20 protein-coding genes, 2 pseudogenes and 1 riboswitch are annotated in these 23,763 nt (G+C 32.5%); of the genes and pseudogenes, 16 read left to right on the top strand and 6 right to left on the bottom strand.

The window, feature by feature from the left end:
• Nucleotides 1-726, top strand: a complete 726-nt coding sequence (locus ACA31_RS12375; protein ID WP_057513626.1) for a GntR family transcriptional regulator — start codon at nucleotides 1-3, stop codon at nucleotides 724-726.
• Between the two features lie 50 nt (nucleotides 727-776).
• Entirely contained in the window at nucleotides 777-2,111 is a 1,335-nt protein-coding gene (locus ACA31_RS12370; RefSeq protein ID WP_057513625.1) for a GntT/GntP/DsdX family permease, read from the top strand.
• A 135-nt stretch (nucleotides 2,112-2,246) separates the two neighbouring features.
• Here the strand turns inward: ACA31_RS12370 and xylE are convergent, their stop codons facing one another.
• From xylE to xylR, 4 genes are all read right to left on the bottom strand, one after another.
• Nucleotides 2,247-3,695 carry a D-xylose transporter XylE gene (xylE, locus tag ACA31_RS12365; protein ID WP_057513624.1) on the bottom strand — a complete coding sequence of 483 codons (1,449 nt, stop codon included), beginning with the start codon at nucleotides 3,693-3,695 and terminating at the stop codon, nucleotides 2,247-2,249.
• Nucleotides 3,696-3,715: 20 nt separating this feature from the next.
• The gene (xylB, locus tag ACA31_RS12360) at nucleotides 3,716-5,206 is read right to left on the bottom strand and encodes a xylulokinase (protein WP_057513623.1); all 1,491 of its coding nucleotides are present in this window, start codon (nucleotides 5,204-5,206) and stop codon (nucleotides 3,716-3,718) included.
• Between the two features lie 5 nt (nucleotides 5,207-5,211).
• Nucleotides 5,212-6,534: a xylose isomerase gene (gene xylA, locus ACA31_RS12355; RefSeq protein WP_057513622.1), complete on the bottom strand. Its 1,323-nt coding sequence runs from the start codon at nucleotides 6,532-6,534 to the stop codon at nucleotides 5,212-5,214.
• 143 nt (nucleotides 6,535-6,677) lie between these two features.
• A complete protein-coding gene (gene xylR, locus ACA31_RS12350; RefSeq protein WP_057513621.1) occupies nucleotides 6,678-7,814 on the bottom strand; it encodes a transcriptional repressor XylR in 1,137 nt (378 codons plus the stop codon).
• Nucleotides 7,815-8,571: 757 nt separating this feature from the next.
• Between xylR and ACA31_RS12345 the strand changes: the two genes are divergently transcribed.
• From ACA31_RS12345 to ACA31_RS12285, 13 genes and pseudogenes are all read left to right on the top strand, one after another.
• A complete protein-coding gene (locus tag ACA31_RS12345) occupies nucleotides 8,572-10,005 on the top strand; it encodes a YhgE/Pip family protein (protein WP_057513620.1) in 1,434 nt (477 codons plus the stop codon).
• Between the two features lie 27 nt (nucleotides 10,006-10,032).
• Nucleotides 10,033-10,494 carry a MarR family winged helix-turn-helix transcriptional regulator gene (locus ACA31_RS12340; protein WP_057513619.1) on the top strand — a complete coding sequence of 154 codons (462 nt, stop codon included), beginning with the start codon at nucleotides 10,033-10,035 and terminating at the stop codon, nucleotides 10,492-10,494.
• Nucleotides 10,495-10,773: 279 nt separating this feature from the next.
• Nucleotides 10,774-11,328 carry a DUF4064 domain-containing protein gene (locus ACA31_RS12335; protein WP_057513618.1) on the top strand — a complete coding sequence of 185 codons (555 nt, stop codon included), beginning with the start codon at nucleotides 10,774-10,776 and terminating at the stop codon, nucleotides 11,326-11,328.
• 728 nt (nucleotides 11,329-12,056) lie between these two features.
• Nucleotides 12,057-12,980, top strand: coding sequence for an AEC family transporter (locus ACA31_RS12330; protein WP_057513617.1), 924 nt, complete (start codon nucleotides 12,057-12,059; stop codon nucleotides 12,978-12,980).
• 165 nt (nucleotides 12,981-13,145) lie between these two features.
• Nucleotides 13,146-14,654, top strand: a complete 1,509-nt coding sequence (gene xylB / locus ACA31_RS12325; RefSeq protein WP_057513616.1) for a xylulokinase — start codon at nucleotides 13,146-13,148, stop codon at nucleotides 14,652-14,654.
• A 154-nt stretch (nucleotides 14,655-14,808) separates the two neighbouring features.
• A riboswitch (TPP riboswitch) is annotated at nucleotides 14,809-14,917 on the top strand.
• Nucleotides 14,918-14,985: 68 nt separating this feature from the next.
• Nucleotides 14,986-15,570, top strand: coding sequence for a thiamine phosphate synthase (locus ACA31_RS12320; protein ID WP_057513615.1), 585 nt, complete (start codon nucleotides 14,986-14,988; stop codon nucleotides 15,568-15,570).
• Entirely contained in the window at nucleotides 15,563-16,687 is a 1,125-nt protein-coding gene (locus tag ACA31_RS12315; protein ID WP_057513614.1) for an NAD(P)/FAD-dependent oxidoreductase, read from the top strand. Before ACA31_RS12320 ends, ACA31_RS12315 begins: the two co-directional genes overlap by 8 nt.
• On the top strand, nucleotides 16,665-16,865 hold the full coding sequence (gene thiS / locus ACA31_RS12310; protein ID WP_057513613.1) for a sulfur carrier protein ThiS: 201 nt from the start codon (nucleotides 16,665-16,667) through the stop codon (nucleotides 16,863-16,865). Before ACA31_RS12315 ends, thiS begins: the two co-directional genes overlap by 23 nt.
• 1 nt (nucleotide 16,866) lies before the next feature.
• Nucleotides 16,867-17,634 carry a thiazole synthase gene (locus tag ACA31_RS12305; protein ID WP_057513612.1) on the top strand — a complete coding sequence of 256 codons (768 nt, stop codon included), beginning with the start codon at nucleotides 16,867-16,869 and terminating at the stop codon, nucleotides 17,632-17,634.
• Nucleotides 17,631-18,632 (top strand): ThiF family adenylyltransferase, encoded by a 1,002-nt coding sequence (locus ACA31_RS12300; protein ID WP_057513611.1) that lies wholly within the window; start codon nucleotides 17,631-17,633, stop codon nucleotides 18,630-18,632. Before ACA31_RS12305 ends, ACA31_RS12300 begins: the two co-directional genes overlap by 4 nt.
• Before the next feature lie 157 nt (nucleotides 18,633-18,789).
• Nucleotides 18,790-19,092, top strand: a pseudogene (gene nrdD, locus ACA31_RS12295) (anaerobic ribonucleoside-triphosphate reductase); the annotation flags it as partial.
• Nucleotides 19,089-19,624, top strand: a pseudogene (nrdG, locus tag ACA31_RS12290) (anaerobic ribonucleoside-triphosphate reductase activating protein). The pseudogenes nrdD and nrdG, both read left to right, overlap by 4 nt.
• Nucleotides 19,625-19,773: 149 nt before the next feature.
• A complete protein-coding gene (locus ACA31_RS12285) occupies nucleotides 19,774-20,757 on the top strand; it encodes a choloylglycine hydrolase family protein (RefSeq protein WP_057513609.1) in 984 nt (327 codons plus the stop codon).
• Between the two features lie 272 nt (nucleotides 20,758-21,029).
• Here ACA31_RS12285 and ACA31_RS12280 read toward each other — a convergent pair whose 3' ends face one another.
• Entirely contained in the window at nucleotides 21,030-21,956 is a 927-nt protein-coding gene (locus ACA31_RS12280) for a VOC family protein (protein ID WP_057513608.1), read from the bottom strand.
• A gap of 197 nt (nucleotides 21,957-22,153) precedes the next feature.
• A complete protein-coding gene (locus ACA31_RS12275) occupies nucleotides 22,154-22,780 on the bottom strand; it encodes a GntR family transcriptional regulator (RefSeq protein WP_253721396.1) in 627 nt (208 codons plus the stop codon).
• A gap of 106 nt (nucleotides 22,781-22,886) precedes the next feature.
• On the opposite strand from ACA31_RS12275, the gene ACA31_RS12270 reads away from it, so the two are divergent.
• Nucleotides 22,887-23,762 (top strand): NAD(P)-binding domain-containing protein, encoded by an 876-nt coding sequence (locus tag ACA31_RS12270; protein WP_057513606.1) that lies wholly within the window; start codon nucleotides 22,887-22,889, stop codon nucleotides 23,760-23,762.
• The last annotated feature ends 1 nt before the right edge of the window (nucleotide 23,763 follow it).

Raw genomic sequence — 23,763 nt, 5'->3', positions numbered from 1 at the left:
ATGACAAATTTATCATCAGATAAAGGGCCATTATATTTACAAATAAAACAAATTATTGAAGATAGAATTATTCATGGTATATACACTATTGGTAATTATATACCTACTGAAATTGAATTTGAAAAAGAATTTAACGTAAGTAAAGTGACAGTTAGAGCAGCTATTAAAGAATTAGTTACACTTGGCTACTTAGAGAAAAAAAGTGGGAAAGGTACAACTGTCATTAATCACAAACAATTAAACAATATTACTAATAATAAAAATTTTACAGAAAAGCTCGTAGAACAAGGGAATCAAATTCAAAAACTTATAAAAGATATTGTCGTCGAAGAGCATGATAAAAATAGTGAATTATTTCAAATGTTTGGTGAAAATTCCTATAAGATCACGAGAGTTTATTTATTAAATGATATACCGTACATTCTGTTTACTCATTATTTACCATATCCATTAAATAGTTTGGATAAATATGATCAATTAAAACAAAATAATGATTTATCTATTTATAAAATTTTAGAAAATGAAAAAATAGAAATAAAAGATATTGAAGATAATTTCTCTGTAGGTTTTGATGAACAGGCTACGTCTTATTTGAACCTTGACCCATCAGAGGCATTACTTGTAAGAGAAAGGATATCTTATTCAACGCTAAACAGTATAGTGGAATATAGTATCGGTTATTATAATAGTAAATTGGAGAAATACAGCATCAGTTTAAAAGAATAAGCAGACTCTTGTGACTTGTTGGTAGCGCTAACATAACTGGGGGAACAAAAATGGATTCTAATATATATTTATTGATCATTACGCTACTTTCAATCGTTATTGTCATATTAGGTGTTGCATGGTGGAAATGGCATGCGTTTATAAGTTTAACTGTAGCAGGGTTATTCTTAGCAATTATGGCAGGTTTATCTCCTGAAAAAATTGTCACAGCATATGAAACGGGTGTCGGAGACGTATTAGGACATTTAGTAGGTATCTTAGCATTAGGTACAATTTTAGGTAAATTAATGTCTGATTCTGGCGCTGGTATGCAAATATCGGATTACTTAGTAAAAGTGTTAGGTTATAAAAAATTGCCATGGGCAATGATGTTATCAGGATTTATTATTGGTATACCCGTATTTTTTGAAGTAGGTATTGTGATTTTATTACCATTGGTGATTTCAATTCATAAAACAACTAAAACCAATATATTATTAATAGCGATACCATTATTAGCAGGGTTATCAATTGTACATGGTATTGTGCCACCTCATCCTGGTGCAATGACAGCAATAGGAATATATGAAGCTGATTTAGGAAAAGTATTGTTATACTCACTAATAATTGCATTACCAACTGCGATTATTGCAGGCCCAATGTTTGGTAAGTTCATAAGTAAACGAGTTATACCGGAAAATCCACCTAATATTATTAAAGTAAATAATAAAACTAATGGATTACCAAGCGTAGGCATTTCATTTTTAGTTATCGTTTTGCCAGTACTATTAATGTTACTATCTATAATTACACCTTATTTAGGAGATATCCCTGACATAATAAAAAATACTTTAATATTTATAGGAAGTCCTGTAATAGCATTATTAATTTCTTGTTTTGCTGCTTTCTATCTATTAGGGTTTAAGCAAGGTATGACGAAAAATGTAATTAAAGATTTAGTAGAAGAATGTATTTTACCGATTGGCTCCATTATTTTAATTATTGGTGCTGGTGGGGGTTTTAAAGAAATACTTATTGAAACTGGTGTGGGTAATACAATAGCACAGATGACAGAACAACTTTCATTGTCGCCATTACTCTTAGCCTTTTTAGTAGCAGGTTTAATACGTGTCGCCACTGGGTCTGCTACAGTTGCCTTAACTACAGCTGCCGGTATCGTGTCACCAATCATTCAACATATGTCTGGGGTCAACCTGGAATTACTAGTTATTGCAACAGGGGCAGGCTCTTTAATGTTATCTCATGTAAATGACGCAGGGTTCTGGATGGTTAAAGAATATTTAGGTTTAAATGTCAAAGAGACATTTAAAACGTGGACAGTAATGGAAACATTATTATCATTTGTCGCTTTTGCAATTGCTTTTATCATAGATGGGATTATATAATAGCAATAATTTTAAATAAAAGCCCCACTCCAATAAAAAATGGAGTGGGGCTTTTATTTGAGAACGAGAAATTTATGTTTTAGACTCTTTTTAAGTTTAACTATAGTGGAAATATCTTCACATTAAGTTCGAATTTTAATGTGCTGAGTTATTACTTTGAACTTCTTCCGCATTGTTAGAAACTTCTTTATCTTTGTCTTTAATCCAAACTTTTTCTAATTCTTCTAATGTTTTTCCTTTTGTTTCTGGAATGAATTTCCATACGAACAGGCCAGCTAAAATACTCATCAGTGCGTAAAATCCGTAAGTCATTGTACTGCTAATTTCCATCATAGATGGGTAAGTAGAAGTGATTGTAAAGTTTGCTAACCATTGTACTGCAACAGCTATTGACATCGCGCCACTTCTAATTCTGTTAGGGAATATTTCTGATAATAATACCCAGATAATTGGCCCCCAGCTCATCATAAATGATGCAGTATAAATAACTAAGAATACTAAAGTTGTAATACCAAACGCGCCATTTGCAGCGAGTGCACTCATACCGATCATTCCAATTGCCATACCAGTAGAGCCGATAATTAATAAAGGCTTACGACCAAATTTATCGACATATAATATAGCGATAACGGTGAAGATTACGTTTACTAATCCCATTACAACAGTTTGTATCATGGATGTATTCTCACCTGCACCTAGATTTTCAAAAATGCGAGGTGCATAATATAAAGCCACGTTGATACCGATGAATTGTTGGAAAATAGATAATAAAATACCGATAATAATTACAGTTTTACCAAAACTAAATAATGGTGCTTTTACATCTGTTAATTTAGTTTTAGTTGATAAGATGTCATTTAAAACATTCTGTGCATGAGTCTTAGAAGCGTATATTCTATTTAATACTGTAAGTGCTTCAGTATTTCTATTATTTAATGATAAATACCTTGGTGTTTCAGGTACTAAAAATAATAGAAAGAAAAATACAATGGCTGGTATTGCTTCAGTCATAAACATATAACGCCATCCGATTAGTTCAATCCAACTTTGAGATTGGCCGAAAGTGATACCGTAGTTTACAAAATAAACGACTAACATACCAAATATAATAGCGAATTGGTTCCATGAAACAAGTCTTCCTCTTATAGAAGAAGGGGCAATTTCACTAATATACATTGGAGATATTGCCGAGGCTAATCCCACACCTATACCACCAATGATACGATATAGATTAAATGTTATCAGTAATCCAAGACTGGATTCTCCTGGTTCAAAAAATAAAAACTCAGGATAGCCTGATAAAAGCGCAGAAACTGTAAATAAAATAGCTGCTACTTGTAATGATTTTTTACGACCGAGACGGCTTGAGAAAATTGAAGATAACAAGCCACCAATAATACAGCCGATTAAGGCACTAGAAACTGTAATACCATGGACAAAGCTACCGTAATCTTTAGTTAAATATTTCTGTAGAGATTGTTCAGCCCCAGAAATAACTGCAGTGTCATAGCCGAATAACAACCCGCCAAGCGTTGCTATTAAAGCTATTTTAAAGATAAACTTCTTATTACTATAAGTTGACATATATCCATCCCCTTGATAAATCACTTGAATTTACTTAGTTTTTGAGTTACTGGTTGCGTAGCGTCATAGATTGTTTTATAAATATCAAATAAGTTGTGGTATGATTTACTGTTTTCTTCAATAGGAGATACTTTTTGATTATATGTAATCCACGATTGAGTCATTTCATTGAAAGTATCAAACCACGCTTCCCCCATGGCGGCTAACATAGCTGCACCATAAGCTGGTCCTTGTTCTTCAGTTCTTGTGGTAATGGCTGCATTGAAAACATCTGCTTGGATTTGGAGCCACTCATGATTTTTTGCTCCACCACCGATAGAAACAATTTCTTTAATGTTAATACCATTGTTTTTCATTATTTGGATGCTTTCATTTATAGAATATGTGATACCTTCGATAACAGAACGTTTCATATCGAGTTGTGTGGTATTCGCATCCAAGCCGATAAAGCTACCTCTAACTGTTGCGTCATTATGTGGTGTACGTTCACCTAGTAAATAAGGTGTGTACATTAATCCATTTGATCCTACATCAGAATCAGAAATTGTTTTTAAGAATGCAGCAAAATCTGCATCAGGATCTAGTAGTTGTTTTAACCATTCCAGGCTATAGCCAGCAGATAAAGTAACACCCATAATGTATTTTTGGTCGGGCACACAGTGGTTAAAGTAATGCACATTGCCATCATTTTCATAGTCAGCATTATTTTCAATAGATAGTGCTACGCCAGAAGTACCAATACTTACCAATTGTTTTTGTTCATCTGTGATACCAGAGCCTAAAGCGCCACATGCATTATCTGCGCCCCCTTGATAGACATTGATATCCCAATCGATATTCAAAGATTTTTTCACGTCTTCAGTTAATTGACCACTTTTTTGATGAGAAGCAATGATATCTGGACAAATAGATGCGTCAATATCTAAGCTATTTAGTAGTTCAGTAGACCAATTTTCATCTTTCACGCTAAACATAATTGTACCTGCCGCGTCTGAAGGTTCTGTGAAAATGTTGCCAGTTAATTTATAAACGATATAATCCTTTGGCAACATAAATTTATGGATTTTGTTGTAATTATCAATTTCATTATTTTTCAGCCACATTAGTTTAGGTAATGTAAATCCTTCTAACACAGTGTTTTGTGTGAATTTTAGTAGTGCGTCGAGACCTAATTTATTTTTGATTTCATCAACTTCATTAGAAGTACGTGTATCATTCCACAAAATAGCAGGCCTAATGACTGAACCTGCTTGATCAATAACTACTAGGCCATGCATTTGACCTGAAAAACTAATGCCAGTGATTTCTTTTTGTGCGTATTTGTTTAATAAATGTTTTAAACTCTCAATTGTTGCGTCATACCATAAATCTGGATTCATTTCACTGTATCCAGATTTAGGATGCAGCGTATGATAAGAGACGCTGTATGAATCTACAACGTCTCCATTTTTATTAACAACAATAGACTTTAAGGAACTTGTACCAATATCAATACCGATTACATAAGTCATTTTTATCAGTCTCCATTATTAATGTTTAAAATATATTGATTCATTTGAGCTTTAATTACTTCTAAACGATCAGAAGTATTATCAATCTCATTAATGTTGAAAGCATACTCCTCTAATTCTTTAAATGAAGTATTACCCTCAACTATTTTTTTACCAATACCTTCAGCGAACGATTTATATTTTTCATCTACAATGTTTTCAAAGAAATTATCTTCAATCATTTTGTGTGCTACTTTTAAGCCAAGTGCAAATGTATCCATACCAGCAATATGCGTTAAAATTAAATCTTCTTGTTTGAATGAAGTTCTTCTTGGTTTAGCATCAAAGTTCAAACCACCTGGATTTAATCCACCATTTTTTAAGATTTCGTACATTGCTAATGTTGTATCGTAGACGTCAGTTGGGAATTCGTCTGTATCCCAACCTAACAGCGGGTGGCCTTGGTTTGCATCAACTGAACCTAATAGATCATTATCACGTGCATATCTTAATTCATGTTGGAAAGTATGTCCCGCTAATGTTGCATGGTTTGCCTCAATATTGAATTTGAATGTTTTATCTAAGTCATATTTTTGTAAGAAAGCATGTGAAGTCGCAACATCAGTATCGTATTGGTGTGTTGTAGGTTCTTTTGGTTTAGGTTCAATTAAGAACTGACCTGTATAACCAATTTCTTCTGCATAGCTTTTAGCCAATTTTAAGAAATTAGCTAAGTTGTCTAATTCTAATTTCATGTCTGTGTTTAATAAACTTTCATAACCTTCACGTCCACCCCAGAAAACAAAGTTTTCAGCGCCTAATTTTTTAGCAATCTCTAATGATTTCTTAACTTTTGCAGCGGCATATGCGAATACTTCAGCGTTAGAAGAAGTCGCTGCACCATGTACAAAACGTTCGTGTGTAAAGTTATTTGTCGTATTCCAAAGTAATTTTTTACCAGTTTGATCCATTTTTTCTTTAATAAGGTCTACAATGACATCTAAATTTTCATTAGACTCTTTTAATGTTGCACCTTCTGGAGCGATATCTATATCGTGGAAACAGAAATAATCAATACGTGTTTTTTCCATAAATTCGAAAATTGCATCAACTCTCGCTTTAGCTTTGTCCATGTCGTTTAAGTTATCCCAATCACGTTCAGCTGTACCAACACCGAATGGGTCTGATAAGTCAGCTGTAAATGTATGCCAATAAGCCACACCAAATCTTAGGTGTTCTGCCATTGTTTTGTCGCCTATTTTTTCTTCGGGATTATAATATTTAAAACTAAAAACATTATTTGATTTAGGTCCTTCGTAATTTACTTTATCAATATTGAAATATGTCATGATAATCCTCCTATAACTAGTTGGTTAGTTTATTAAACAAACTAACTTTAGAGATAATATAGCACGGAAAAACATTTTTGTAAACGCTTTCTAAAAATTTTTGAAAATAACCCTTCTACGAGAATGTAAAAGGGCATGATTATTTAATTGAACTTTAATTGGATATCATCAATATTTAATAATTTCTGCATAATTGCGATTGAGCCACCTAATAAGGTTGCGTGCTTCACATTCGTAGTAAGATTGAGTTGTACGGAGTGAGTCGAATATTGATGCAGCTGTGTTTTAATTGAATCTAAGATAACAGGTAATTCATTGATTAATGTGCAGTTAATATAAATCATATCCGGATTAAATTGCGTATTTAAATTGTGAATTAATACTGCAATTTTGGTTGTGAAATAATCGATTTCTTGAATAACAGTATCGTTATGTTGATGATAAAGTTCGATAAGTTCTGGAAGTGATAAGTTTTGTTCAAATTGTTTACTTATACTTTGAATTAATGCTTCTTGAGAACAGATATTTTCAATTTTGTTATATGTTTCACCGTTTTGGAGTACGAGCGTTTTACCGATTTCTCCAGCTTCGCCATTAGATCCACGATATAATTTTTTGTCGATGATTAAACCTGCACCAATTCCTTTGTGAATACTTAGAGTAATTAAATTTCTCATTTCTGAATTACTGTGGATGCTTCTTTCATAAATTGCAGATAAGTTTGCTTCGTTTTCAATAATTACTGGGACTTGGGTCAGTAATCTTAACTCATCTGTAATGGAAATGCCTTCACTTTCATGGAAGGGAAGGTAAATAATATTTTGATTGTGATCTACAATACCATGAATTGAGACAGATACACCCAATAAGCCATAGGAAGTGTCATAGCTTTCAGAAGTAGGTATGTTTGCTTTTAATATAGCTAAGATGCTACTCACTTTTTTATCAGGCAAGTTATAGGATTCATGTTTTAGCACAGTACCATCAAAATAATTGTACATTAATTCTACAGAGCTATATGTTAAATCCATAGAAATATAATAGCCATAATGTTTGTTGATTTTTAAGAGGATTGGTTTCCGTCCTCCGCTTTTTGTACTATTACCTTCACCCACTTCAATGACTAAGGATTTCTTTTTTAAAGCATTTAATATATTAGAAATAGTAGCTTTATTGATTTCTAAATTCTTAGATATTTGAGTGCGCGAAATATTATGATTGTTGAATATTTGTTTTAATACACGTCTTTCATTCATATTGATTTTTAAATTGTTTTCCATTTTTTTATTACCTCATATAAGTTTAAATAGGGTTTAAATGCGATTTTTGTCTAATATTACAACAGTGTAACACATTGTTCCAAAGTTATAGATTATAGATAAAGTTATGTTAGCAAGTAACATTAGTGATACACATCTTATATTATATATTATAGTAGAGAGATTTAAAAAATGGTAATTACGAAGTTAAGATAAAACAAAAATCATCTAAATATTTTTATGTTTAGATGATTTTTATAAATTGTAATGTTTTAAGTTAATATTCTAAGCGTTTAAACATTTTTAAACCTGAGAGATAACATACAATGGAGGATACGAGTGTAATTAAAATAATAATTGTGAGTTTAGTAAAGATTTCATATGCAAAACCTCCATGCTATTATTTTATATTAATATAATGGGTTTTCATAAATTGGTCAATATAATAAAAATATAAATTTATGAACATTTTATGTATGCTATATGATATTAAATCATGATATTTTAAATATATTAAAAATGTGTAATATAGGAAGATAAACAAAAATAGCATTTTTAGAAGATGAATTTTATGATTGACAAGTTATTTTCAAGAGCGTATTATATAAAAATGTACATGGGGTGTACTGTACGAATAAAAAGCAACCCATATATTTAAAAAATGGATGAATTCAAAGATTGATACTCTCCATAACGCAATGTTTACAGCGTTTGGAATTATTTTCAAGTTAATAGTACACGGGGTGTACATTTTTTAAAAAAGAAAGGTAGATAGTAAATGTTTAATGAATTTAAATTTATATTCAGAAATAAAATGTTGATTGTATCTCTTATCGCCATAGCGCTTATCCCTCTACTTTATGTTGCACTATTTGTAGGATCAATTTGGGACCCTTATGATAAGACAGATCAATTGGAAATATCTATTGTAAATCAAGACGAGTCAGCCAAATTAAATGGTGAAAAAATAACAATTGGTGATGATTTAGTAGATGAATTAAAAGATAATGAGGATTTTAAATTCCAAGCAGTTTCCGAAAAAAAAGCGGCACATGAATTGAAAAAAGGCAATAGTGTTGGAACAATTATCGTACCTAAAGATGCATCTGAGAATGCAACGACATTATTAGATGAAAATCCGAAAAAAATTAATTTAGAAACGCAAGTTAATCCGGGATCAAGTTACACAGGTAGTCAAACTGCTCAGAAAGCAATTGATACAGTAACAGACACAATTAAAGATGACATTCGTGAGAATTACTTGAATGAAATATTTGCGAGTACTAAAAAATCACAAGATGGTTATCAAGATACATCTGACGCACTAGGCGAAATGTCTAATGCAGAGTCACAATTAATTGATGGTAATCAGCAAGTTAGTGATGGCTTAAAACAATTAGTCCCAGCAGCAGGGCAACCTGCACAGAAATTATTATCAGGTAATGACCAAGTTACTGATGGTTTAAATCAATTACAGGAAAATAATGATCAATTACAAGCTAAGTTAGATGAAGCAATCACGAGTCAGCAAGATGTTTCACTTGAAGATGACAATGAAAAAGCATTAAACAATGTAACGAAAATAAATGAAAATAATCCTACTGAGGCTGGCAATTATGGCGAAACAATTGTACCTTATATGGCGAGTGTAAGTTTATTTGTTGGAGCAGTTTCATTTAGTGCAATTTATCCATTGAGAAAAACATTAAACAAAGGTGTTTCATCAACTAAACAAGCGTTTGGTAAGCTATTACTTTATCTTCTACAAGGTAGTTTATCAGCATTGTTTATGAGTAGCTGGGTTATATTTGCTTTCAATATGTCAATTGACAATGTAGGTCAGTTCTTATTAGTGAGCTTCTTATGGGCTATTGCTGCAATAATGATTACGTCATTCTTAGCGTTATTCCTAGATAGAATTGGACTATTCTTATCCATGCTATTACTCATATTACAATTGAGTTCAAGTGAAGGTATGTTCCCAATTGAACTTTCAGCAAGCTTCTTTAGATGGATCCATCCATTTTCTCCAATGTCTTATGCAATTCAAGGATATAGAGAAGCAATCTTTACCAATGCTGGACACTTTAGCTTTAGTTTCATTGTAATACTATTAAGTGCTATTATTATTGGAATGATATTATTACAATTCTTAGTGCTATTATGGTTTAACAAGAGAGAAAAAGTTCCGTTTTCAGTGGAATTTAAGTAAAGTTAAAGCAATATAGGGGTGAAAAGTGTGGAAAATGAAAACATAAATCAAACGATAGAAGAAGCCATCACCAAATTTCAGTTTGTTATGTTGCATTTAAATAAAGAAATTGTAGAAATGATAAAGGAAACAGGTTTAGGTAATTTTTTATCAAGAGAACAAATTGAAGCAATGAGAATAATACAAACTGAAGGTAAAGTGACGATTAATGAACTTGCAATGTTGCAAAATATATTTAAAACAGCAGCGTCTAAACGTATCGTTAAATTACAAGAAATGGGCTACGTTGAAAGAGCCTATACAGATAATAAACGTATTAAATTAGTTAAACTCAGTACAGAAGGAGAAACTTTTTTAAAAAAGGCAAATTCAGTTATGATTGAAGCAGTTAAAGAACGTATAGGTGACAAATTCACAACAGATGAAATACATGAGTTTGTGGAACAGTTGGCACGACTTAATGACGCATTTAAAGCACATAAAAACTGACAAAAGCTCATATACAACGAGGAACTATAGAACATAAACAAACCAAATGCTTTTATAGCATTTGGTTTGTTTTTCAATAGATATTATTCCTTTTTCTAGTTATCCTTGTGGGGCGAGAATACGAAATCAAATTTGATTTCTGTCACGCTCCTTTTTGTTATTGCAATATTTATTATTTCGAAACATATTTTGTTTATAATGAATAGACTTAAATATTAACTATTAGTATAATTAAGATTGTAATTGAAGCGAATAAATAGAAATAGGAGGCGCAAGATTATGATAAAAAGAACAACTGAACGCGTACTCACATGGATAGGTATTGCATTACAACTAATTGGTGTAGTACTTATCGCAGTTTTCATACCAATGATAGGTAACAATGAGGTAAAAGAAACAGTCATTCAACAAATGATGGCAGATGATCCAAGCTTCTCATATAAAGATGGTACGAATATCTTCGGTATGTTGAGCAGTTTATTAACAGCAGGCTTGGTTTTATCTATAGTCATTTTAATCATTGCAATCATTGGAGCTATTTTAATAAATAAAAAAGCTAAAGCAGCAGGAATCATACTGATTCTAGTAGGTGTCATTTCATTCTTAGGCAACTGGATAAATGCCGTATTATGGATTGTTGCAGGTGTCATGTTATTAGTGAGAAAACCAAAGCAACCGATTCATGGTGAAGATGAAATGCATAGTGACAATGAACAAGACGCAGTGAATGCGTCATATGAAAAAGCTAACGATAATCAAGATCAAGATTTAAAAGACTTTGATGATTTAGATGGAAAAACAAAACAAGATCATAATGATCCATATAAATATTAATTAATTTCGATAATTTAAAAAACTAGGTTTCCAAATGATTGGGAATCTGGTTTTTTAAATTACAAATACAATAGACCTTTTATAATCGATTTTGTATTAATAAAATCGCAAAAAATATGTTATATTTTATTAAAGAGCATTCTATTAAATTAATTGTTATCAGGGCTATTTCTGATATTAAAATGGGGTGAAAAATATGATGATGGTAATTGGAATGCTATTACCTATTTTGGTAGTTGGATTTATAGTGATGTCAGTGTTAGAAGAGAAAAAAAGAAATCGAAAAAAATAAAATATTAAGTATTTGAAAGAAACACTAATTTTAGAATGCTTAATTACAAAATAGAACTGCTTTCCGCATGAAATTAGCATTTTAGTCGAAGGTTAGGCTCACCTCTGAGTGAAGGAAGACTGGTGGAAGTCTAATTTTTGATGTGGTATATGGAAATTATAATGTTTTGGTATTCATATTTCTAGGTGCTTAATTTAAAAGAGATTGGGTCTCAGAACCTTGAAAATGAATTTCCATACATAAAAGGTTTATAAAACAACGGATTGTTTAACGTGAAACAATCTGTTGTTTTGTTTTTTTACGTAAAGGTAAAGATGAAAAATATTTTATTAGTCAGACAAACAGTAAATCGATTAATATTCTGCTATCATAAACTATAATAATTAATTTATATAAGTCTAATTCATATATGATTTTGAACAAAAGGGGGCATATAATGAGTGAAATGTTGTACATCTTAAAAACTGTACTTTTACCTATTTTTATCATGATTTTTTTAGGATTTGTTTTACAAAAGAAATTTACATTAGATTTAAAAACACTAGCCAAATTAAATATATATGTGTTTGTTCCAGGGTTTATATTTGTGAAGTTTTATAAAACAGACTTTGCTGTAAAACTTTTATTTTACATAGTTATTTTCTTTGTGTTGTATATGATCGTTCTATATATAATTGGTAAACTGTTGTCTACTATTCGTAAAACAGATAAAGGAGAAGCTACAACGCTGACGAATAGTATTCTGTTTTTCAATTCAGGTAATTATGGCGTTCCAGTTAATGATTTAGTATTCAAAGGTGATCCACTAGCGATGTCCGTACAAGTAATTGTGTTGTCCTTACAAAATATATTCACTTTTTCCTATGGTATTTTTGCGATTCAGTCACTGCAAATAGGAAAATTAAAGGCGCTACTTGGATATTTTAAAATGCCAGTTTTATATGCTTTGGTATTAGCTATTATTTTAAATTATAACAATGTGCCAATTCCAGAATTTATTTGGACACCAGCAAATTACGTAGCGGATGCAATGATTGCTATTGCATTATTATTGCTAGGTGCTCAAATTGCGAACATTAAATTTAGCTTTAAATGGTCAATTTCTTATATTTATATATTTGTGAGATTAGTTATTGGCCCACTCATTGCTTTAGTCATTATTAAATTACTTGGTTTAGAAGGCGTGATTGCGCAAACGTTATTTATTGCTTCTGCTATGCCAACATCTGTAAATAGTTCAGTTATTGCGCAAGAATATGATAACCACCCAGAACTTGCTGCACAACTGGTCTTCTTATCAACGCTACTAAGTGCAGTAACAGTAGTAATTGTCATCTATTTCTCTAGAATTCTATTTTAAATATCTAGCCAATTTTGTAGGAGCGGGAATACGAAATCAAATTTTGATTTCTGTCCCACTCTTTTTTTAGAATTTTGATTTTTTTATCGGACGTGTTATAAATAGGTCTTATATGACATATTACGAAATGAAAATTTAAAATCTATTTATAAAGGACCGATTAAATTGACTGATGCAGTGTTGGGTATCGATATTGGAACAAGCTCCGTTAAAGTAATAGCAGTAAATAGACATGGTAAAGTTTTAAAGAGTGCAAGCGAATCTCTAGACATCATACAACAACAAAATGGGTTTAATGAACAACATCCAGAAGCGTGGTTTGAAGCAACTAAAATATGTATTAAGCGATTAATGGTGACAGATGAAGTTAAGCATATGCATATTAGCGGACTATCACTTTCAGGACAAATGCATAGTTTGGTGATATTGGACGATAATGACGAGCCACTACGAAATGCAATTCTTTGGAACGATACAAGGACTACACCTCAATGTGAAGTTATTAAAGAAAAGTTAGGTGATTATGTATTAGATAATCCTGTCTTAGAAGGTTTTACACTTACGAAGTTATTGTGGATAAAAGAAAATGAACCTGAACATTGGCGCAATACTAAAGTATTTTTATTACCTAAAGATTATGTTCGATTCAAGTTGACTGGCAAGTTAAATATGGAATATTCAGATGCCTCGAGTACATTATTATTTGATCATAAACAGAAAGCTTGGGATGAAAATATTGGCAAACAATTTGGTGTTCATAATATTTTTCCTGAACTTGTAGCTTCACATAAATTAGTAGGTTATATGGACAAAAAGATAGCAAAAGAACTAGGACTAAATGCGCAAGTGGCTGTTTTTGCTGGTGGTGGCGATAATGCATGTGGAGCGCTTGGTGCGGGAATGATTAAAACGAATGAAACACTCTGCAGCATTGGCACTTCAGGCGTGATTTTATCATGTGAAAGTAAAAAACATACGGATTATCGCCGAAATATGCATTACTTTAATCATGCTTTAGAAGATATGTCTTATGTTATGGGGGTGACACTTGCTGCGGGAGACAGTTTGCAGTGGTTACGTCGAAATATATTAGGACATTTAAGCTATGATGAAATCATTACTATGGCGAGCCAATCACAGGTGGGTAGTAATGGATTATTATTCACTCCATATTTATCGGGAGAACGTACGCCACATGGGGATTCCAACATTAGAGGAAGTCTTATAGGTTTAAGTTCCTTACATAGTAGTAAAGACATGGCACGGGCAGTTATTGAAGGTATAACCTTTTCTTTATTTGAGTCGATAAAGTACTTACGCGATTGTGGTAAAGATATTCAACATATCGTATCTATCGGTGGCGGTGCAAAAAGCGATTTTTGGTTGCAATTACAAGCGGATATATTTAATGCTGAAATTAATAAATTGAAGTATGAAGAAGGACCTTGTATGGGAGCGGCAATCTTGGCTGTATATGGTCTAGGATGGTATGAAAGTATCGAAGCGGCTACAAAGCAATTTATACGTTATGAAAAATCTTTTAAACCAGATAGTGAGCAACATAAACAATATATGCAATATTTTGATTTATATCAAAGTGTGTATCAACAAACTCAATATCTTACAGCTGGCTTGCTAGAAATAACTAAAAGTAAAAAAATAGTTACGAGTTGAATTATTTAAAAATTAGTAATAGTATCTACTTTATCACTTAGAAATCAACTTAAATTATAATACCACTTGAAATAATCAATGGAATAGGTTAAGTTGTATGTAATAATTCTTTAACACATATTTAATAATTATTATAAAAAAATTAAATAGCTTAAATAACCACTGGAAGTGCCTTGCATAAGGCTGAGACCGAAGTAGTAACTTAGGAATTCCTTGAACCTGATCCAGTTTGTACTGGCGTAGGAAAGTGGCGTTATAAACATGCGAATTCGTTAATCCAACGTCATTTTTCTTACCAGAAAAATGACGTTTTTTATTTGGGGTGAAAGCATTGTTTATAGCAATTACGCAGTATAAGTACTTAAAATCAGTAGAAATTAAGCAGTATATTAATATAAAGCACTTTATAGATTATTTGATCATTAGAACACCAATGGAGACACCTGAATTGATTGATTGGATTAATTTGCTTAGTCAATCCGGTTTTCCTAAAAGTAAAATAATTATTCATGACAATTTAACTGTATTAACACAATGCAAGTTATGTGCGATTCATTTTAAAGAAAAAGATGAACGTATAGCGGACTTTAAATATAAACATCCTGACATCCAAGTTAGTATGTCTACGCATGATACAAAACATATAGCGAAAGCGGAAGTATTAGAGTTAGCATTTGTCTTATATGGCCATATTTTTAAGACCAATTCTAAACCTAATCAACATCCAAGAACAGAAAATGAAATAAATAAAGCGTTAAAATTCAACATCCCAATTATTGCGTTAGGCGGTATCAATACACAAACTTTAAAAAATCTACCTAATGGATTCAAAGGTATTGCAGGGATATCTATTTTTGCGCAACAAAACATAAATGAAATCAAACAGTTGAAGGAGGCTTGGAAGATGTATGTATGATGTCATAATCATTGGCTCCGGTGTAATGGGCATGTCAGTTGCAAGAGAATTAAGTAAATCAGATATCAAAATTGCTGTGATAGATCGTGATATACCAGGGAAACATGCTTCATTTAAAGCTGGAGGGATGCTCGGCGCTCAAAATGAATTTACTAAAGATAGTCCTTTGTTTCATATAGCGCGACAAGCTCAAGAAATGTTCGAGCCATTGAGGGATAGTTTGTTAGATGAAGTAGGCCTAGATATTGAATATCTGCATAGTGGTTTAATTAAATTAGCGAGCAATATGGATGATAATGCGTGTGTTGAAAAGCAATACAAATTTCTGCATCAATACAACCCAGCTGTGGAATTATTGCCTGCAAAGTCATTGAAAAAAAGAACTAATAGCAACGTAATATCAGACAATTTATCCGCGATGTATATACCGAATGATAACCAAATCAATGCCAATAAATACACGAAAGCATTATTAAAATCGTTAGAACAACGGGGCATTCATCGAATTTACAATACCGAAGTTAGTGAGATAACACCATTAAATCCTGGCTATCGCGTGGTAACCAATACAGATGTGTTAACTGCAAAAAAGGTAGTGGTTGCTGGAGGAGCTTGGAGTGGAAAGTTATTGAAACGCTACATACCAAGCAATAGTGTTATAGGAGTTAAAGGTGAAGTGTTACTTGTAGAGCATCCAAATTTATCTTTAAAAACAACGTTATTTACTACGAATGGTTGTTATGTTGTTCCAAAAATGAAAAATCGTTATTTGATTGGAGCAACAAGTTACTTTGATGATTATTCAGTAGGCGTCTCTCAATTAGGGAAAAAATGGTTGTTACAACAAGCTACGAGTCATATTCCTAAATTAAGAGAAGGTAAATTAGTTAGTCAATGGTCAGGTGTTAGACCTTACACCTTAGGTGAAAAACCCATTATGGATGAAGTAGAAAAAAATTTATTTATTATTTCAGGGCATTATCGCAATGGCATTTTATTATCACCTTACGTAGGAAAATGGATGAGCAATTGGATTCAGTACAATCGTAAACCGGAACAATTTACAGATTTTATAATTGAAAGGGGTAAGACCAATGAAGTGCATTATAAATGGTGACAATTTTACTTTTGACAAGGCATTAAGTATTCAAGAAGTGATTCAAAAACTTGATTTGGATGAAACGCGTATGATTGTGGAACATAATGAACAATTAATTCAGCATGGACAATTTTCAAAGCAACAGGTTACGGATGAAGACCGTTTAGAACTATTAGAATTTGTAGGAGGCGGATAAAATGTTTAATATAGGTGAATTTAAGTTGAATTCAAGATTATTATTAGGTACAGGTAAATTTGATAGTGAAGCGATACAAACTGAAGCGATCGAGGCGTCAGGGACAGAGGTTTTAACCTTTGCTGTACGTCGAATGAATTTATATGATGAAAAATTGCCCAACCCATTAGCGAAAGTAGACTTATCTAAATTCATTACTTTTCCTAATACTGCAGGCGCAAAATCAGCAGAAGAAGCAGTTCGCATAGCTGAAATTGCAAATCATGCAGGCGTGTGTGACATGATTAAAGTAGAAGTCATAGGAGACGATGAAACATTATTACCTGATCCGTTAGAAACGTATAACGCTTGTAAAATTTTATTGGATAAAGGTTATACAGTTTGTCCTTATATTTCTAATGATGTGGTATTAGCAAAACGGTTAGAAGATTTAGGTGTGCATGCAATTATGCCACTCGCATCCCCTATAGGTACGGGCAGAGGTATTAATAATCCTTTGAATCTACGCTATATTATCGAAAAAGTAAATGTTCCTGTCATTGTGGATGCAGGTATTGGTTCTCCTAAAGATGCCTGTCATGCAATGGAACTTGGAGCAGACGGCATCCTACTTAATACGGCAATATCTAGCGCACAAAATCCAGTGAAAATGGCAAAAGCAATGAAATTAGGTATTAATGCAGGTAGTATGAGCTTTGAAGCGGGAAGAATACCAGTGAAATACACAGCCCAAGCATCAAGTCCTACTGAAGGTATAGGATTCCTATGACGCAACGATATGATCGTCAAATGCGTTATGAAGCATTTGGTAAATATGGACAAGATCAATTGCAACAGACACACGTCATGATTATGGGAGCAGGTGCGCTTGGAAGCCAATGTGCTGAGATATTAACTCGGATGGGTGTTGGTCAACTCACTATTATCGATATGGATATTGTAGAACAATCCAATTTACACAGACAGGCTACTTATGTTGAAGCAGACGCCACGCAAATGCTGCCTAAAGTAGAAGCGTTAAAAGTGCATCTTAAACAAATTAACAGTGAAGTTCAAGTACAGGCTTTATATCAAGAGCTTACAAATACAAATATTGAAGCATTGCTCTGTCAACATCAACCTGACATTGTACTAGATGGAATGGATCATTTTGCGATTAGATATTTGATTAATGAGGTTTGTCATAAACTAGATGTGCCGTGGATTTATGGAGCAGCTGTAGGTAGTAAGGGTACGGTATATGCCATTGACTATCAGGGACCATGCTTAAAATGTATGCTTGGCACAACACCATCTACAGGGGAAAGTTGCGCGATAAACGGTGTGCTTCCTCCAGTGATTCATCAAGTGGCGAGTATGGAAGTATCAGAGTTATTAAGATGGCTTTCTGGAAAAGGTTTTTCTAGAAAGTTAACAACGATGGATTGCTTTACCATGCAATATAAAACACTCAATATAGATACATTAAAAAATAGTAATTGTCTGATTTGTAATGAAGGAAACTATGAATATCTCAATATGACTCAACAAATTTCTATTGAAAAACAGTGCGGCAATGTATTTTTATTAAGATTTACGCCCCAAATATTTAAATATACAGATTTACTTCCATTGAAAGTTGTAAAAAGTAATCCTTTCGCTAAAATGACATATTATCGAGATTATCAAATAACGTTATTTAAAGACGGCAGAATGAACGTGTATGGTATTGAAAATGAAGACGAAGCAGTAGCATTATATGAAGAATTTCAAAAATGTTTGAAGTGATAAATTGGTTAATACATTTATTGCAAAATCAAACTAAAGTTCATGAAATGTTTAAAAATATATGACAAATTCGTTTAAAGATAGTTCTACTTTTTCAACAATGAGAGATTTAACAGTGGGGATAGTTTCTAAACCATATTCTCTGGACTATTTACTTCCAAAACTCAATCATAATTTGAAAGCTTTGGAAGCAGTATGGGATTATTCCTATGACAAAGTAAGTTATCTAGGGACGAATATTCCTATCGACCATTGTCGTAAATGTGATTTTAAAGGAGATTGCAAAACCACGGCTAAAGGTTATCAATGTCCAGAATGCGGTAATGATGATCCAGCAACTGTAGATGTCGTTAAACGAACTTGCGACTATTTAGGCAATCCTGTACAACGCCCGACAATTGAAGGTCGACATAAAGAAATGTGTGCACGTGTTAAACACTTGAAAGATACGACATTATGAAAATCTTAGAAATTACTAAAGGACAAGGTTATATTGCTAAAATAGAAGCTCAGAGCTTTGTTGATGGCGAAGGGGTTAGATGCAGTATGTACGTTTCTGGTTGCCCTTTTGTTTGTAAAAATTGTTATAATAAAGCCTCTTAAAATTTTAGATACGGAGAACGTTTTAATGACAATGTTTTAGAAGAAATTATGGATTATTGCGAACCAGATTATATTTCAGGTTTAAGCATTTTAGGTGGCGAACCTTTTTGTAATTTAGATATTACTTTAAAATGTGCCCAAGTATTGAGGCAATGTTTTGTAATTCCAAATCGTTATGGGTATGGACAGGATTTTTATATGAATATTTAGTTCAAGATACCGCTGAGAGAAAGGCATTACTTGAGCGCATCGATGTATTAGTAGATGGTCCATTTATCAATCATTTGTATCAACCGAAATTACCATATAAAGGTTCGTTAAATCAACGCATTATTGATGTACCACCCTCATTGAACACATGCAAACTGTATGAATATATTACGAATTAAGAAAGAACGTCGTTTTTATATTGTAACTCGGTTACGCAAGCGAATTAGTATTAATATAGTAAGAAGTTTCCTAATATAGAGAGGAACAAGAAACTGAATGTAATCAATATAGATAGAGATTGAGCATAGCGTAAAGGAGTAGATTATGAATGTGTACAGGATTTTCATTCTTATCAAAGAGTAATCAGGCGATTTTAGGACGTACCATGGATTTTGTCTATCATTTAGACGGGCGACCAGCTGTACAACCACGTCATTTTTATTGGGAATCACGTGTTGGATATAAAGGTGAGACTTTGTATGGTTTTATCGGAGCAGGCAGTGATATGGCAGGTTTCGTATTTGGAGACGGTGTGAATGAACACGGCGTGGGGGCTTCCATACAGTACTATAGAGGTTATGCATCGTATGCTACAACAGCACGAGAAGGATTTATAAATATTAGCCAAACTGAAATTATCACATGGATACTTGGCTATAATAAAAATATTGACGATTTAATCGAAAATGCTAAGTCAGTCAACGTAGTAGCACATGTAGTAAATGAAATTGAAGAAGTCCCGCCACTGCATTATCACATTTCTGATAATACAGGCAGATCTGTCGAGCTTACATTTCAAGATGGCCGTATCGTCATAAATGAAAACCCAATCGGCGTATTAACGAATAACCCAGATTTAAACTGGCACTATGAAAACTTAAGAAATTATACAAATGTTACACCACATAAACCACAAGAACGTACAGTTATGGGACAACCGCTAAACCCCTTAGGAAATGAAGGTGGAACTTATGGTTTGCCAGGTGGCTATACAGCACCAGAGCGATTTGTGCGTACTGCATTTTTAAAAAATCACCTTATAAATAGTGACAAACCGGAGTATGATGTGTTGGATGCTTTCAAATTATTAGATGGCGTTAGTATTCCTAAAGGCGCTGTGCTTGATGAAAATGGAGAATTGCATTATACCCTTTACCAAACTGTATTTAATTTAACGACACGCACAATGTATGTTAAATGGTACGATACGAACCAAATGACTGAATTACAATTAACTGAAGATCTCATCACCAAAAAGGATATTACTGTTTTTGAAACTGCTGAAGGTTTAGTTACCAATAAATTGAATTAATAAAAAACTATGGGTTGAAGCGGAATATTACTGAAAATGGGAGTGGGAGATAAATCTAATGTTTCTAACAAGATTTCGTCGATCCACCCCGGCAAAGCTGACTTAAAATTGGAATACAAAAGCTGAGCTCTTCGATAAGAACTACTTAACTCCATAAATGAAGTAGTAGTTCTTTAAAAGATTGGTATAAGTACATTTTCAATTCAGTCAGCCACTGCCAGTATAATGAATGAGGTTGAGACATGTATATATGTCTCAACCTCATTTTATTTTTATAAGTCATGTAGTTTAGATTCTATTTCTGCTCTTTGATTTTCCATAAAATCTGGCAAATTGAGTTCTTTTCCTAGGTTTTCAATATCTGTATCCACCGTGAATCCTGGTGAGGCAGTTGCAAATTCATACATAATACTATTATGTCGATAATAAAGAGATTTAAAAAAGTATCGGTCTATCATGCCACTATGATTTCCTGGGTTATGATCAATTGTATTTAATACGGCCTCTAAATTTGAATCTTCTGGCGTGTTCACGGCAATATGATGTACATATCCTTGACCAGGACGCGCATGCTCTCCTTGTTGTTCAATAACTACGAAATCAGTATACAAACCTTCTGAATCTAATGTCATAACTGTTTCATCAACATCTTGACGAAGTGTATAATTTAATTCGTTTTTTAGAAAATCGATTGTTGGTTGCGCTTCACGTACTCTGAGCTCAACGGGGCCCATACCTAATATTTGATGTTGTTTTGGAATATCCGTATAAGGGTTTTTTCTCCACGTTGTTGGAATTTTATAATCATCGTTAACAAGCAATACGATTTCTAAATTATCTACATCTTTAAATAATAGTGCTGGCTGATTTAAATACGTCATATCTGTTGTCGTAATGTTGGCATCTGTAAGACGTGACTTGAAATAAGATAGTGCAACTTTATTTGGGACGAGTAATGATAAACGATGGATAGAATTTGTACCAGGGCGATTTTTACCCACATTCGAAATTTCAAAAAAACTTAGTAACGTGCCGACAGAGCCAATTTCATCTCCGAAAAATAAGTGATACATAGTTGGATTATCTTGGTTCACGGATTTTTCTACCAAGCGTAACCCTAATATTTGAGTGTAGAAGTCTTTGTTTATTTGAGCATCTTTTGTATACATTGAAATGTGATGATGACCGACAATATTCATATGTGTACCTCCGGATTATGATAGTTTCTAGTTTACCCATTAGCTATTTAAAAGAAAACAAACCAATGTAGTATAAAAAGTATACTAGTTATCTATAATATATGCGGAAAACGAAAAAAAAGCAATAACTGTGAACTATTTATAAGTTATCCATAGTTTTCATTTAAATTATTTTAGTTTTATACGCCTAGTTTATGTTATTCAGTTTTTTTAAAATCTAAATAATAAAGACTGAATTCTAAATCATTTTTTAAATGTGTTTCTAATAATTCAACAGCTAAATCTATATCTCTGTTAAAAAGTGCCGAAACAATTTCCTTATGTTCTTCGATTAACCCAGGACGTCGTTGATTAATGACGGTTTGACTAAATAAATAGATAAAGCTTTTATATTTTTGATATGTGTCGAGTATAAACTGGTTATTTGTCGCGGCAATAATTTTTTGATGGAACTTGTCATTCGTTTCAATGATTTGATCTTCAGATTCTTTATCGATATTTATTTCAGCATACTTATTTAATTCTTCTAAATCCTCTTTTGTGTATACAACTGCTGCTTTTCTTAATGCATATGTTTCTAACAAAATACGCATTTCAAAAATTTGTCTATATTCTTCACTTGTTGGCATGAAAATATAAGAGTTTTTAATAAAATATTCTAATTCTAGTTGTTTCATAGCCTCACGTATAGGTGTTCTGCTCACATCATATTTCTTAGCAAGTTTAGCTTCTGTAATCTTTTCATCTTTTTTTAATTCACCAGAAATAATATCATTTCTAATTTTTTGATAAATAGTTAATTCTTTAGTGTTCAATTTCTTCACCTCATTATGATAAGTGTACTATAAATAATTCTTTCAATAAATGTATACATTTTAATTATTTTAGTATACAATAATATATGTAAACGTTTTCAGGAGGGTGTAATTTATGAAAATAGGATTTATTGGTCTCGGTATAATGGGAAAACCAATGGTTAAAAATTTCTTGAAAGAGAATGTAACGGTTCTCGTTAATGATTTGAATAAAGAAGCAGAACAAGAAGTTGTTAATGAAGGGGCACGAAGAGTATCTATACAACAAATGGCTCAAGAAGTAGATCATATTATTACTTCATTACCTAATGGTGAAATTGTAAAAGCAGTTTTATACAGTGGAAAAGATGCAATCTTAAACCAGTCAGATATTAGTGTTCAGTCAGTCATTGATACAAGTTCGTTAACGCCAAATGAGTCGTTAGAGATAAGTAAAGTTTTGAATGAAAAACAAATTAAATATATAGACGCACCTGTAAGTGGCGGCGAGCCGTTAGCAATTACGGGTGAACTCTCAGTCATGATTGGTTGTGATGAATCAGATTTAGAAATCGTTCAAAGCGTTCTAAAACCTATTGCCAAATCTGTGATAAGAGTGGGTGAGGTCGGTGCAGGAAGTGTTGTTAAACTTGCGAATCAAATTATAGTAAATACAAATATTGCAGCACTTTCCGAAGCAGTTGTACTTGCAGAAAAATTTGATATTGACTTAGAAAGTATGCATGAGGCAATTAAAGGCGGTCTTGCAGGTTCAAATGTTATGGAAGCAAAATTTCCTAAGATGATTGAAGAAGATTATCAACCTGGTGGAACACTTAATATAAATTTAAAAGATATGAAGAATGTAAGTTCGACAGCAGATACAGTTGGGTTAACATTACCTTTAGCAAACCAAGTCAAAGAAATATATAAATCGGAAGTTGCACAAGGAAACGGTGCAAATGATCATTCTGGAATTATAAAATATTTTGAAAGAATTAATAATATATAGA

The organism is Staphylococcus sp. NAM3COL9 (genome assembly GCF_001431205.1).
In the GTDB taxonomy this organism is placed as follows: Bacteria; Bacillota; Bacilli; order Staphylococcales; family Staphylococcaceae; genus Staphylococcus.
This window is presented reverse-complemented; position numbering and strand designations above follow the sequence as displayed.